Raw genomic sequence first — 14,456 nt, forward strand, 5'->3', positions numbered from 1 at the left:
TTTTTAGGTCAAGCGGCTGTACCATTAGCATGAGAATATTCTGGGAGTAAATTCCATGCAAAGCAGCCTGACAGCAAGTATTTTGAGTTACTTAAAATTACTAGACCCAACTGTAAACCGCTGTAGAATGGAAAAACGGCAAAAGGGTTGGTGGCCAAAAAGGTCTAAATCTTTCTCAGCCATTGAAATACTCTTGTTCTCCACTACGCCTCTGCTCATTGCCTTCTCTCCTGTAGTATCAATAGCAGCGCCACAAAAAATTGCCCAAGCAAATCCTGGAGATAGCATCAACCGCCCTATCCTCAAAGTTGGTAGCCAAGGCGAACGCGTATCTGAACTTCAGGCAGCTCTGAAACTTTTGGGTTTTTACTCTGGCGCTGTAGATGGTACATATAGTGAGAATACAGCCAATGCTGTTGCCCGGTTTAAACAAGCCGCTGGCTTGAAGCCAGATGGTATTGTTGATGCCAGCACTTGGCAACGACTTTTCCCTAATCAACAAGTAGCAGCATCAACTGCCCCTTCATCCCAACCAAGATTTAACTCAGCTACGAATTTTCCTGTTCCAACCCAAGCTAGCAACCTCACCAACGTTGCAAATCCTAACCTCAACCCCCCAAGACAAGCTGTAACACAAGTTGCGACTAGCTCTGAACCAAGACCTGCTACCCCCAGAAAAGCTGTAACACAAGTTACCACTAGCCCTGAGCCAAGACCCGCTACCCCAAAAAAACCTACAACTTCAAGCACGCGGAAAACTCCGAATCGTACTACATCAACTACTCGAAAGTCAACTGCACGGACTGGACAAACTACTCGAACTCAGCCAAACACAACTACTAAGCGAACCCCTGGTATTCAATACACCTCAGAAGGATTGCCAATTTTGCGGGTAGGATTACGTGGTTCTGAAGTTGTTAAATTGCAACAACAACTGAAAAAGCTTGGTTTTTTGAAAGGGGATGCCGATGGAGACTTTGGCGAGACAACCGAAGCAGCTGTGCAAGCTGCACAAAAGCGCTATGGTTTAGAACCTGACGGCGTAGTTGGTGGCTCTACATGGGAGGTTCTTTTGCGGCGTTAGCCCCCGTTAGGCTGATTCTAAAGTTGCCATCCACTATGGGGCAATTTTGGCAGTTTCCTTAATGACTTTGGAACTTGCTAGTGCTAGATGCCCTCATTTAGGTACAGAGGTTTCTCTCCATTGAGAAACCTCTGTAAGAGTTTTGTTGCTCGTATAATTATTAATGAATTTAATTCGTGGTACATCCTGCAATACGATAAAGATACCCCGATCGAAAGTATCTCTATGCGATCGCTGAAAAATTACATTGCTGTTGAGCTGATAAGAGAGTAAAGCAACTTTGAGAGCTAGATACAACTACGCCTGATGGTGTTACAGATCGCAACTGGCAATAGTCAAATTAATTAAACTTACTGCTAATTCCTCTAAAAAAACTTATGCAACACTTTTTATTAACCTGGCTTGGTACTGCGGTGGCGTTATTTTTGACTGCTAATATCGTTCCGGGATTCTTTATCAAGAATTTTCTGACTGCCTTGATAGCTGCCCTTGTTATTGGTCTAGTTAATGCATTTGTTAGACCAATTTTGCAGATTTTGACCTTTCCAATTACCTTGCTCACCTTTGGTTTATTTACATTGGTGATCAATGCTTTAACCCTTTGGTTGGCAAGTGCCTTAACTCCTGGTTCTGGTTTTGAGATTCAGGGCTTTTTACCTGCTTTGTTAGGTTCAATTGTGCTAGCTGTTGTTTCTAGCATAATTAACTATTTTTTGAGAGTTGTTGACTAGAAAAATTAGTAAATTGTAATACTCATATTTGAGGCTTGGGCAACAGCTAGTACCGTAAGGCGGAAGTCAAAAGCCAAAAGTCACACATGCTTTAATTTTGAGCTTTCTGGCTGTAATGAAACGGTAGGTTTATTTCCGCCGACCTGTACTAGTGTTACTTTGGCTAATGACTAATGACTAATGACTAATGACTAATGACTAATGACTAATGACTAATGACTAATGACTAATGACTAATGACTAATAATATTTGAGGCTTGGGCAACAGCTAGTGTTACCGCTCCGGGTTGCCCTTCTAGCTGGAAAATTTGTTTAGGAACTAAGAATCTCACTCCCAATGCTTCTGTGCTGGTAAAAGAGGAAGCAGTTAACAATGGGGTTTGAGTAGCTGCAAGAATAGCAGCTGCCTCTGCTACGCTAGGTGTACCTACTTTGCGATCGCTAATTGTGGCAGGGTTGGGGACACAGACACAGCGAAGGATTTGGGCAGAAAAGATTTTTAGGGGCAAATTGCGTAGGTTGCAAAATTGTACTAAACCAACTTCTGAAGCTTTAATATCGATGGTAGCAATACCTGCGATCGCACTTTGAAAAAGTTGATTTTCTCGAAATATTTGCTCAATTGCCCGATCGATCAACTGCCATGAGGTTCCGCGTTTACAACCAATTCCTACCCATAAAACCCGTTGCACTTGGTGTATTTCCTTATTCAATTCATCAGGATTTGGTTTACTCCAACAGCCAACCAAATAAATCTCCTACAGTCAGCCTCAACTCACTTGCGAAATCTGGCACAGGGAGTAAAGCTTCTAATTCATCCAACATAACTGGCTGTTGATTGCGGATGTACACAAATACCGTTTGTTCCTCTGGATCGATCAGCCAACCCATTTGTGTTTCATAATTCAGGCAATGCAGAATATTTTTTGTAACTTTCGTTTGTCTTTGGTCAGGTGATAGAATCTCAATTGTCCAATCGGGAGCTGCTGAAAATAAATTTGCTACCCTGCCATTTTCTTTGCGAGGTATTCTCTCCCAAGTAAATACCGCTACATCCGGGATAATTGATCTGCCACCAAAAGTACACCGCAGTTCTGGATATGCTCTTGCAACCCTTTGGGGTTTCAATATAGCATTAATAAATAGAATCAGTTCACCTTGAATAGTGCTATGTTCTCCCTGTGCCATTGGTTTTTGAATAATTTCACCATTGATATATTCACTAGCAGGCTTCGTTTCTGGTAGCTTCAGAAACTCTGCCAAAGTTATGCTTTTTGATGGTGTCCGTACCATTTGCGATCGCCTCCAAGTCCAGCAATTTTGATTAAAAAACCGCAAAGTACACAAAGAAAAAATCAGCTTAACTCTTACTCTGCGTACCTTTGCGTTACCTCGGCGTACCTACCCTACGGGAAGGCGAAGCGCCTATGCGTTAAAAAAAAATTACATCCTCTCCAATACCTCAATTCCCAACAACTCCAATCCCAACTTCAAAGTTCTAGCAGTCAAATCACATAAAACCAAGCGAGATGTCCTCTGTGGTTCCTCGGCTTGTAGTATAGGACAGCGATCGTAGAATTGGTTAAACTTCTGACTCAGTTCAAACAAATACTCACATAAACGATTAGGGAGTAAGTCTTGCTCTACACTACTAATAACTTCATCCAGTTGAAGTAAATATTTTGCCAGCGCTAATTCTGTTTCATGCTGCAACAAAACAGCATTGTTTCCCAACTCTTTAAAGTTAATATCACCCTTGCGGCTAATCCCATAAATCCGCGCATAAACATACAGCATATAGGGCGCAGTATTACCTTTAAGATCCAGCATTTTGTCGTAGCTGAAAATGTAGTTACTGGTGCGATTTTGGCTTAAGTCTGCATATTTAACTGCGCTAATCCCAACTACCCTAGCAACTTCATTAATAAATTCTTCAGTTTCTTGACGTTCTTCTTTTTGTAATCTGGTTTTTAGGTCAGCATAGGCACGAGAAACAGCTTCGTCTAATAAATCCCGCAACCGAACAGTATCCCCAGAACGAGTTTTGAATTTCTTCCCATCTTCTCCTAACACTAACCCAAAGGGCACATGCACTAATTCCACATCATCGGGAATCCAGCCGGCTTTGCGTGCTACTTGAAAAAATTGGGCAAAGTGGTTTCCTTGTCCAGAATCGGTTACATAAATTATCCGCTTTGCTCGATCCTGCTGAATCCGGTAGCGGAGGGATGCTAAATCTGTTGTAGCGTAGTTATAGCCGCCATCAGATTTTTGCACAATTAATGGTAAAGGTTCACCTTCTCTATTTCTAAACCCTTCCAGAAAAACGCATTTAGCCCCCTGGTTTTCTACCAGTAATCCAGATTTATCTAAATCTTCCACAACTTCTGGTAATAAGCGGTTATAGAAAGATTCGCCCCGTTCAGTTAACTTGATATCCAGCAACTCATAAATTACTTGAAACTCTTGCCGTGATTGTTCGCACAGCAGTTTCCAAGCATGGAGTGTATCTTCTGCGCCTGCTTGTAATCTGACGACTTCTTGCCGTGCTGTTTCTTGAAAAGCTGCATCTGTATCAAACCGTTGTTTGGCTTTGCGGTAAAAAGAGACTAAATCACCAATATCTAAAGCATTAGCGGTGGTAAGCGCATCTGGGTAAACTTCTCGCAGATAGGCGATTAACATGCCAAACTGCGTACCCCAATCACCCACATGATTTAACCGTAAAACATCGTGTCCTTGAAATTCTAAAATCCGGGCGATGGAATCACCAATAATCGTAGAACGCAAGTGTCCGACGTGCATTTCTTTGGCAATATTCGGACTGGAAAAATCCACAATTTCCCGCTTGGGTGTTTTCGCGGCTGGAATTCCCAATCTGGGATCGGCTTGAATCGTATTCAGTTGTGCTTCCAGGTATGCCGTTTTCAGTTTCAGATTGATAAAACCTGGCCCAGCGATTTCTGGCGGTTCGCAGATTTCGGATACATCTAATTTACCAACGATCGCAGATGCGATCGCTCTTGGCTGCTTCCCTAACTTTTTACTCAGGGATAAAGCCACATTCGCCTGATAATCACCAAATTTAGGATTGCTAGCAGAAACCAAAATTGGATCTACTCCAGCCAAGTCAGCGCCAAAAGCCGCAACTATTGCCTGTTCAAGCTGAACTTTTAGTTTTTCTTGTGTAGCGTTCATATATAAATTTTATCTGGGAGAGAGAGAATGTAGCTCTGGAAAAGCTTGATTATTAACTTTAGCATTTCATTTTAAGCCACTCGATTCATGAAGCGATCGCTCCCCACCACTTACTCTCCTTCGCTTGTAGTCTGATAAGCCAAATGTGGATGTGTCAACTGGTACTCTTAAAATATCTGACGACTTAGCCCCTGGTACTCTCAGTAGTATTTGGAGGCAAGCACAGTTATAAGGAGAACAGCAATGCATTACGTAGTGGTGATTGAAAAAGCGGATAGTAATTACTCTGCTTATGTCCCTGATTTACCAGGTTGTGTAACTACAGGTGCAACCTTAGAAGAAGTCAAGCAGATGATTGCAGAAGCTATTGAATTTCATCTAGAAGGAATGCTAGAAAATGGTTTACCTATTCCTAAACCTACAAGCATCGCTCATGAGGTTGAAGTTGCAAACTACAGCAAAACATAATTATAGGCAACCACTAAATTAGCTCTAAACAATCCTTCTAGAATATTGAAGTCTATGTAATGATGCGATCGCACCGCACTTTTAGGTTACATAATTAATTAACTCTGTAGCTGTAAGTCACACAGTTAATTAATTAGGCAGAGGAGATGAAAGAATCGAGTTGTATTGAAACTTTTCTGCTTGCGTCCAATCAAGGCATAACTGACGGAAACGATCGCCCCGCACCTCAAAATTCGGGTACTGATCGAAACTCGCACAAGCCGGAGATAGCAACACCACAGGCGCTTGATACTCCTTAGCTAATTCTGCCGCTCTAGGAACTGCTCTTTCCATAGTTTCCACAATATGGTAAGAATAATACCCCACCTCTTGCAGGCGTTGGGCAAATGTGGGTGCAGCAGAGCCAATCAATAACACAGCAGCAGCTTTGGTTTGAATTTGTGCTAGCCAGCCAGTATCATCACCTGCTTTGGCTTCTCCACCAGCAATTAAAATCGCTGGACTGTTAACGGATGCTAAACCAACTTCGGCAGCATCGTAGTTAGTGGCTTTGCTATCGTTAATGAAATCAATACCTTGCCAAGTGCAGATATGCTCCAAACGATGGGCAACACCGGGGAATTCAACAATAGCACGTGCGATCGCATCACGATTAATTCCCGCTAATCGTGCCGTTGCTACTGCCATCAAGAGATTTTGCTGATTATGTTCGCCCACCATCCGCAAAGTAGATACTTTCACAATCGGTTCTGGTGCAGAGGTTGCAGTTAACTTTTCCACAACCCAGCCGTCTTCGATATAAAAGCCTTTTTCGCTAATCAGGAAATCTTTTCCTTTGACACTTGTCCAATAGGCATCAGGCCAAGCACTTAAACCTTTCTGCCTCAAGTAAGCATCATCGCCATTGAACACTTGCAATTCGGACTGACGCAACAGCTTGGCTTTGATGTTGTAATAGTTCTCTAAAGTCTTATGGCGACTAAGATGATCCGGTGTAAAAGTCGTCCAAACACCGATACGCGGTGCAAGAGAGACAGAAGATTCTATTTGATAACTGCTAATTTCCGCAATCACCCAATCGAGTGAGGAGTTAGGAGAGACGCGATTAATCGCGTCTGTACAAGAATTATCAAATGCCTCCCCTGCTTCCCCTGCCTCCCCTGCTCCCCCTGCTCCCTGCTCCCTGCCCCCTGCCCCTCTCCCTTTCCAAGATAGGGCAACATCACAAGCGGCGTAGCCAATATTACCGCAGGCAGGTGCATCTAATTCTGCTGCTTGAAAAATGGCAGCAATTAAAGCTGTGGTAGTAGTTTTGCCGTTAGTGCCAGTAATTCCTACCCAAGGTAGCGAACGCAAATTTCGCCAAGCGAGTTCCATTTCCCCAATGGTTTCAATACCTAATTGGCGTGCCTTGATTAATACGGGAATATCCCAAGGCACGCCAGGACTAACAACTATTAATTGGGGTAAATTAGCACCATTCAATTCTAGGGATTGGCCTAGTTTTACGGTTATTTGCTCGGCAGCGAGTTCTTGTTGTTGTTGTAGGAGGGTTTCGGAGGTGTTGCTATCGTTCAGCTCTACCTCCCAACCTTCCCGTTTCAACAATCTCGCCGCAGCAACACCGGACTTTCCCAATCCAATTACAGTAGCTCTGGACATAGATTGCAAGCAGAGTGTCCCTGGTTAAGCACTCCCTATACTAGCGTTTATTGGCAAAAATGACACAACTTTTTGTTGACCTACGCTACAGATTTTTGACGATCGCACCAAAATCAGCTAAAACACGGGCATGATTGCGAACTAATCCAAGTAAGTGTAATCGATTACGTTTAACTTCTGGATCGGAGTCCATAACTAATACGCTATCTGGGCCATCAAAGAAGTTACTAACTGTCGGAGCAATTTTTGCTAGTGCTGCTACTAATAGTTGATAATTTCGTGTCTGCTGTGCTGCTTGAGTTTGGGGTACTGATTCGATTAAGGCATTATACAAAGCTACCTCAGAAGGTTTTTGGAATAATTCTTGACGAACTACGGTTGTTGGTTCTAGCTCTTTTGTATCCAAATCACCTTGGGCAGCTAATCGTGTGGAACGGTTAACGGTTTCGTAGATGTTATCTAAGGTACTGTCATTGCGGATTTGTTGTAAGTATAAGGCGCGATCGCGGACATCCAATAAATCTGTTAACGTCCGTTCTGTGTATTCTGGGTCATTTTCTCCCAAAACTGCATTTACTAAGTCGTAATCAATCTGCTTTTCTTCTTGCAGTAAAGTGCGGATGCGTTGTAAGAAAAACTCTTGTAATGCTGCGGTTAATGATGCCTGTTCTTTATGATATTTTGCTGCAAAATCTGTGGCTATTTGCGCTAATAAATCATCTAAATTTATCGGCAAATTATAAAACCAAGTAATTTTAACTACAGCATTAGCAGCACGGCGTAAGGCGAAGGGATCGGACGAGCCAGAAGGAATTAAACCTAAACCAAAGATACTCACCAAAGTATCTAATCTATCTGCCAAAGCGACAATTTGACCCGTGAGCGTTTCGGGGAAATTATCACTTGCTCCTGTTGGCAAATAATGTTGATAAATTGCCTTTGCGACTTCAGCATCTTCACCACTAGCTAAGGCATATTTTTCTCCCATGATGCCTTGTAATTCCGGGAATTCATACACCATTTGAGTAACCAAGTCTGCTTTACATAATAAAGCAGCACGTTGAATTCTTTGGCTTTGATCTTCCGCTAATTCTAATTGGGTGCTTATTCGTTCGGCAATCTTAACTACTCTATCTACCTTGGCACGCACCGAACCCAATTCTTCTTGGAAAGTGACTTTTTCTAACTGCGGTAAAAAGCTATCTATTGGCTTAGTTAAATCAGCTTCGTAGAAAAATCTGCCATCAGCTAATCTGGCACGAATTACCCTTTCATTACCTACAGCAACAATATCTGATTTCTTGGGATCGGCGTTAGAAATGGTGATGAAATTGGGCAATAATTCTTGCTCAAAACTACCTGGTTTGAATATAGGGAAATAACGCTGATGAGTAACCATGACTTCAGTAATTACCTCAGTTGGTAATTCCAAAAACTCTGGTTCAAATTTACCGACAACTGTAGAAGGATATTCTACAAGATTGGTTACTTCCTCTAACAAATCGGGATAAATTACTGTATACCCGCCTAAATTCTCTGCTACTGCCTTTACTTGCTCCTTGATAATATTTGCCCGTTCTTCTGGATCAACGGTGACATAAGCAGACTTGAGGGCGGTAACATAATCAGTAGCTTGGGCAATTGTCACAGGTTCAGGATGTAAGACCCGATGACCTTGAGAAATGCGATCGCTCTGAATCGTTTTAGAACCATTCACTAATTCTAAAGGCAGCACCGTATCATCTAATAAAGCTACCAGCCAGCGAATTGGTCGGGAAAACCTTGCATCCCCATTCCCCCAACGCATCAACCGCTTACCTTCCAAACCCCAAATCCATTGGGGAATAAGTTCTGTCAAAATTTCCGCCACAGGACGACCGGGAATTCTTTTTTGCACAAATACAAATTCCCCTTTGTCAGTGGGGCGAACAAACAGCGCATCCACTTCCACACCTTGCTTTTTGGCAAAACCTGCTGCTGCTGCTGTCGGCTGACCATCTTTAAAGGCGGCTTGGGCGGGGGGCCCTTTGATTTCTTCTTCTCGGTCTGGTTGCTGAGATGGTAGACCTTTAATTACTACCGCCATCCGCCGAGGAGTACCGTACACCTGGACACTTTCGCCCTTGAGGCTGTTTGCTTCCAGGCTTTGGGGAATGCGCTCCTGCCATTGCACTAAAGCATTACTGAGAAAACTTGCAGGTAGTTCTTCTGTACCAACTTCTAATAGAAACCCAGGCATAGGACACTGTTTTCAACTTTGCGTAGCTCAACTTTATCAGTTATTATCAGGCGATCGCTCGTGATTTTTAGCTGAAACCGACAGAAGCCCCACACTGTAGTTTGAAAAGTTCTTAAAGCCAAGAGCCTCCTAAGCAATAACCGAATTTGGTTTTATTCTACCGGCTTACTTAAGCCTTGCCAGATACATCCCTAAAATGGATCGAGTCGAACTTAGGTTTGTTAAATGACTTGGGATTTTATGCAAAACTTCACAAAAAAACTATTTCTCTTTATTAATTTATTACATTTGCTACCGCAGTTTTATGCAGTATTTACTTATACATCTTTATATCGTAAAAGTAGTGTTGTATATAGATTGATATCTGCATGATGTAAAATCAATTTTGGAGTTATAACAATGAAAAATATTTTCGCTAAAATCGCCACTATTATTGCAATTAGTGTTGCGTAGGCGTACATCTGTGCTATTGGCTACAGTCCAGATCGAGCCGTTGATTCCAAGTCTAACTAGCAAGGTGTGCGATACATCGCAGTTTTTTCTCTTGCTAACACCTGCAAATACGAAGCTACGTAGGACGCTAGCGTTAAAAAGTTAGTGCCTTTGAACTATTCAAAAAAGTGGGATGCTGAATTGCTTAAAAATACTTCATGTGCCACTTCACAAGCTGGAATGTGGGTTTCATGCATGAGATTAAATATGATGCTACAATCCCCTAAGTGTAAATTTAAACATTAAATTGACTTTAAACAAAACAGAATTCTTCAATTGAATTCTGTGTGGCTGGCAGATGAATAAACGGATTTAAGTGCCCTACCAAATTTAAAATTTGGTGGTCTACAATTAGCACAAAGTCAAAGCGGAGACTTCCTCCGTAGGGGCTTTACAGCTTACCCCAGGCATCTGTTAGTGACGTAAGAGCGTCACTTTGTAAGAAAGTGGCGGGTCTGAATTTACCACGATATTGATTCTGAATTCTGTATTATTCTTCAAATTAGTGAAAACTTATCATTCGTATGATAAGAAACTTAAATCAGTTAACAGCGATCGCGGAATATTAGTAATTAATAACTGATAATTCTTAAAATCCAATTTAAAAATTTTTAAATTAAAAAATATTAAATAGTCTTGGTTGCAGTTGTGATTTCAAAAAATCATAATTAGTTCACAACCTAAATTAAGTAATAAAAGTAGCAGCGCCTACTGAAATTAGCAATAGATCCGCTCATCTCAGGCTGTCTTCAGGAAATTCACAAATATAGCTCATGCAGATTTTAATCTATTCCTACAACTATCATCCAGAGCCAATTGGAATTGCTCCCTTAATGACTGAATTGGCAGAAGGATTAGTAAAGCGAGGCCACCAAGTGCGGGTGATTACCGGAATGCCCAACTATCCTCAGCGTGAGATTTACGATGAGTATCAGGGTAAATGGTACGTTACTGAACAAAAAAATGGTGTTACCATTCAACGAAGTTACCTGCGAATTAAGTCTAAACCTAACCTCGTAGATCGGCTGTTGCTGGAGTTGAGCTTTATTTTCACGAGCTTACCCCAAGCCTTTAAAGGCAGACGCCCGGATGTGATTATCTTAACAGTTCCGCCTCTATTCGGTACGTTGCCAGCAACAATGTTTGGTTGGTTATACAACTGCCCAGTAGTTCTGAATGTGCAAGATATTTTACCAGAAGCTGCCGTGCGTATTGGGTTATTGAAAAATAAGTGGATGATCCGAACTCTTGCAGCCCTAGAGAAATTTGCATATCGGACTGCACACACTATTACTGTTATCGCCGATGGGTTTCGTGAGAATTTAGTGAATAAAGGAGTACCTGTTAATAAAATCGTTTGTATTCCCAATTGGGTGAATGTAAATTTCATCCATCCCTTACCGAAAGAGAACAACTCTTGGATATCTAGCCATCAACTGGATGGGAAATTTGTAGTACTTTATTCAGGCAACATTGCTCTAACACAAGGTTTAGAAACAGTAATAGAAGCAGCAGTTTGCTTGCGTCATATCCGAGAGATTGTCTTTGTCATTGTTGGCGAATCAAGAGCATTGCAAAGGTTGCAGGAATATTGTCTATTAAATGGAGCAGATAATGTTTTGCTGCTACCGTTGCAGGCGCGAGAAAAACTACCCGAAATGCTAGCAGCATCTGATGTCGGGCTGATTGTGCAAAAGCGCAATGTGATTTCGTTCAATATGCCTTCAAAAATACCACTACTGTTGGCAAGTGGTCGCCCGATTGTGGGTTCAGTTCCCGCCACTGGTACTGCTGCTAAAGCAATCCAACTCAGTGGTGGTGGGATAATTGTTGAGCCAGAATCACCCGATGCAGTGGCGGCTGCGGTGTATGATTTATATGCTAATCCGGCTCTAGGGGCAAGGCTAGGTAAAGCCGGAAGACAGTTTGCCGAAGAAAACTATTCCTTGGAGCAAGCACTCGATCGCTATGAGTGGCTCTTTTATCATATTGTTGCTAACCGAAAATCAACTGTGGGTATCTTGCCGAAATTGGATTCTAAAAAATCAGTTGTGGATGGTTGAAAGAGCATTGGGGTTTAGGGATTGCTGGCTCGGCCATATAACAAAACCTTAATTAGAGAAAATTAAATCACCCATTTGGGTGAGTTAAAAATCAACCGATCGGGTGACCTAAGTGTAGGAAGTTAAGATTCTTCAAAAAGAAGAATCTATATTAGAGAACACCGATCGCGCCTCTTTTTTAGTGGGGATAATTCGATGAAACTCGCAAACTTGCTTAATAAAGCTGAATTAATCAGCGTAGGCGTAGCCCACCATTCGCCTAGCGTCTGTCTGCGACACCCTGCGCGATCGCAGATAAGACATCGCTCCATACCCTTATCTTCCCTAAGATCAGTATTCATTACGACTTGAGAGGGATAAACTCATTTGTACCTACCCTATACCAATATTTTTTCTATGTGGTTATAATGCAAGCAACCACTTACATGTGCAAGCAAGCGCTTGCAAATGCTCATGGAAACTTGTGTGAATTTATTTGTGCTCGGTATTAGCACTTTGCCATTTAAGGAGCCTGGAGCTTCAATTGATTCGCCTGCAACAAGATGAACCTGACATTTAAGCGTGCTTTATCTCTGAGCGAATACCAAGGGTTTATGCTTTCTAGCAGAGTTTTATAAATTACACATATAAATAATTTATCGGAGTTAGCAATGTACAAATTAACCATAATGTGGTGAACGATATTTATTCGTTTAAGGTGGTGGATATCGTGAGCGATCGCCCAAATACCCAAACATATTTCTCAGCAAGATAGAGAAAAAAGGGCTAACAAACTATTCAAATAATGTAATGCTTTTTTTTTAGCGAAGACGTAGATTGCCCAAGTTTAAATCCACAAGACGAGAAAATCAAAGATGACCCATTCTGAGTTCCCTGACTCTCAAGTTCCTATTGAAATAGAACAGCCTGCTGTTATTGATTCTAATCAAGAATCGCAACCATTGCCAGAGCGATCGCCTAAGCCACCTCGAAAACGGCGTTGGCCTTTGCTGTTGGGGATTATCGTGTTAATTGCAGGTGTTGGTTTTGGTTGGCGCTGGTGGCAAACTAGCAATGCTAATAATGCACCATCAGGTGCTGGAGCACCAGCTGGTCAACCGATGGCAATTCCCGTCAAGCTAGTAACTGTGGAAACTGAAACTGTGCAGGAAAGTTCGGAGTTTATTGGCTCTTTAGAGGCTCCACGTTCGGTAATCATCAAGCCACAGGTTGAAGGACGAATTACCGAGATTTTCATCAAAGAGGGCAACCGCGTTCAACAAGGGCAACCCATTATTAATCTGCAAAGTGATGATGTCCAAGCTCAATTATTACAAGCTAGAGGCTCACTGCAACAAGCCCAGGCACGTCTTGCTGAACTTGTTGCAGGTACGCGAAAAGAAGAAGTTGCTCAAGCTAGAGCGCAGTTAGCTCAAGCCCAAGCTCGCTTTAGAGATGCCCAATCGGGATCGCAACCAGAAGAAATTGCTCAAGCTGAAGCTCAAATTCAATCAGCTAAATCCGATCTAGAACTAGCACAATCACGAGCCAAACGATACTCACAATTGAGAAAAGAGGGTGCAGTTTCCCAAGATGTCTTAGAAGGATATGTCAAAGAACAGCAAAGTGCTGAAGCTGCCCTTGTCTTAGCCCAAAAACGCCTAGCCCAAGTCCGCCAAAGCAGAAATTCTAGTATTAATGAACTAGCTGGTGCCCTGGAACAACAGAAACAAAACTTAAGACAACTAGAAAATGGTTCCCGCCCAGAAGAAATAGCTCAAGCGCGATCGCAAGTAACTCAAGCAGCGGCCCAAGTCCAAGCTGCTCAAGTCCAACTGCAATACACAAAAGTCCTTGCACCTTTCACTGGTATTGTTGGTGATATTCCAGCAAGGGTGGGAGATTATGTGCAAAAAGCAGATCAGCTCACTACACTGACTAGAAATGACTCTTTAGAACTGAATATTTCCGTTCCGCTAGCCGAAGCCAAAAGGCTGCGCTTGGGATTACCTGTGCAAATGCTGGACGCCCAAGGCAAACCTACAGCAAGGGGTAAGGTAAGTTTCATCTCTCCAGATGCAAGTTTAGATTCGCAGACAGTTTTGGCTAAAGCCAACTTTGGTAATTCTAGAAGTCAACTAGTCAATCGTCAGTCAGTGCAAACCAAAGTGATCTGGAACCAACGTCCGGGAATCTTAATTCCAGTTACAGCAGTATCTCGCCTGGGTGGGGAGACTTTTGTGTTTGTAGCTCAAGCACCAGCAGAAAATTCTAAACCTGAAGGGCCTAAACTAGTAGCTCAACAGAAACCTGTGAAATTGGGAGTTATTGAGGGGAATAATTATCAAGTTATCGAAGGAATAAAAGCTGGAGACAAAATTGTTGTTTCTGGTATTCTCAACCTAACTAATGGCGCTCCCATTACTCCTGCACCAGAAGAAGTGGGTAGTAAGAAGTCTTAGTTGAAGACGGGAGCAGGGGGAGCAGAGGGAGCAGGGGAGGCACGGGGAGAAAGAATAAGGGATCTTCCAAATAAAAAA

The 14,456-nt window shown here is 42.3% G+C and carries 10 protein-coding genes; 5 read left to right on the top strand and 5 right to left on the bottom strand.

Going from position 1 to position 14,456, the window contains the following annotated elements; all coding sequences use genetic code 11:
* Positions 1 to 55: 55 nt before the first annotated feature.
* Entirely contained in the window at positions 56 to 1,084 is a 1,029-nt protein-coding gene (locus V7L01_RS19755; protein WP_335037579.1) for a peptidoglycan-binding domain-containing protein, read from the top strand.
* 377 nt (positions 1,085 to 1,461) lie between these two features.
* Positions 1,462 to 1,815: a phage holin family protein gene (locus tag V7L01_RS19760; RefSeq protein WP_335037582.1), complete on the top strand. Its 354-nt coding sequence runs from the start codon at positions 1,462 to 1,464 to the stop codon at positions 1,813 to 1,815.
* Between the two features lie 233 nt (positions 1,816 to 2,048).
* On the opposite strand, the gene V7L01_RS19765 is transcribed toward V7L01_RS19760, so the two are convergent.
* The 3 genes from V7L01_RS19765 to argS all read right to left on the bottom strand — a co-directional run bounded on the left by V7L01_RS19765 (position 2,049) and on the right by argS (position 5,013).
* Positions 2,049 to 2,564, bottom strand: coding sequence for a cobalamin biosynthesis protein (locus tag V7L01_RS19765; protein WP_442936996.1), 516 nt, complete (start codon positions 2,562 to 2,564; stop codon positions 2,049 to 2,051).
* Entirely contained in the window at positions 2,545 to 3,108 is a 564-nt protein-coding gene (locus V7L01_RS19770) for a Uma2 family endonuclease (protein ID WP_335037584.1), read from the bottom strand. The genes V7L01_RS19765 and V7L01_RS19770 overlap by 20 nt, the downstream gene beginning before the upstream one ends.
* 150 nt (positions 3,109 to 3,258) lie before the next feature.
* Complete coding sequence (argS, locus tag V7L01_RS19775; protein ID WP_335037586.1) at positions 3,259 to 5,013, bottom strand: arginine--tRNA ligase; 1,755 nt, start codon at positions 5,011 to 5,013, stop codon at positions 3,259 to 3,261.
* Positions 5,014 to 5,256: 243 nt separating this feature from the next.
* Between argS and V7L01_RS19780 the strand changes: the two genes are divergently transcribed.
* Complete coding sequence (locus V7L01_RS19780) at positions 5,257 to 5,481, top strand: type II toxin-antitoxin system HicB family antitoxin (protein ID WP_335037588.1); 225 nt, start codon at positions 5,257 to 5,259, stop codon at positions 5,479 to 5,481.
* A gap of 129 nt (positions 5,482 to 5,610) precedes the next feature.
* Here V7L01_RS19780 and murD read toward each other — a convergent pair whose 3' ends face one another.
* Together murD and glyS are read right to left on the bottom strand one after the other, a co-directional pair.
* Positions 5,611 to 7,143: a UDP-N-acetylmuramoyl-L-alanine--D-glutamate ligase gene (gene murD / locus V7L01_RS19785; RefSeq protein ID WP_335037590.1), complete on the bottom strand. Its 1,533-nt coding sequence runs from the start codon at positions 7,141 to 7,143 to the stop codon at positions 5,611 to 5,613.
* A gap of 85 nt (positions 7,144 to 7,228) precedes the next feature.
* Positions 7,229 to 9,382: a glycine--tRNA ligase subunit beta gene (gene glyS / locus V7L01_RS19790; protein ID WP_335037592.1), complete on the bottom strand. Its 2,154-nt coding sequence runs from the start codon at positions 9,380 to 9,382 to the stop codon at positions 7,229 to 7,231.
* Between the two features lie 1,265 nt (positions 9,383 to 10,647).
* Between glyS and V7L01_RS19795 the strand changes: the two genes are divergently transcribed.
* Positions 10,648 to 11,937 carry a glycosyltransferase family 4 protein gene (locus V7L01_RS19795; protein ID WP_335037595.1) on the top strand — a complete coding sequence of 430 codons (1,290 nt, stop codon included), beginning with the start codon at positions 10,648 to 10,650 and terminating at the stop codon, positions 11,935 to 11,937.
* An 854-nt stretch (positions 11,938 to 12,791) separates the two neighbouring features.
* Complete coding sequence (locus V7L01_RS19800) at positions 12,792 to 14,378, top strand: efflux RND transporter periplasmic adaptor subunit (protein ID WP_335037597.1); 1,587 nt, start codon at positions 12,792 to 12,794, stop codon at positions 14,376 to 14,378.
* Positions 14,379 to 14,456: the final 78 nt, after the last annotated feature.

It is taken from the genome of Nostoc sp., from assembly GCF_036917095.1.
In the GTDB taxonomy this organism is placed as follows: domain Bacteria; phylum Cyanobacteriota; class Cyanobacteriia; order Cyanobacteriales; family Nostocaceae; genus Nostoc.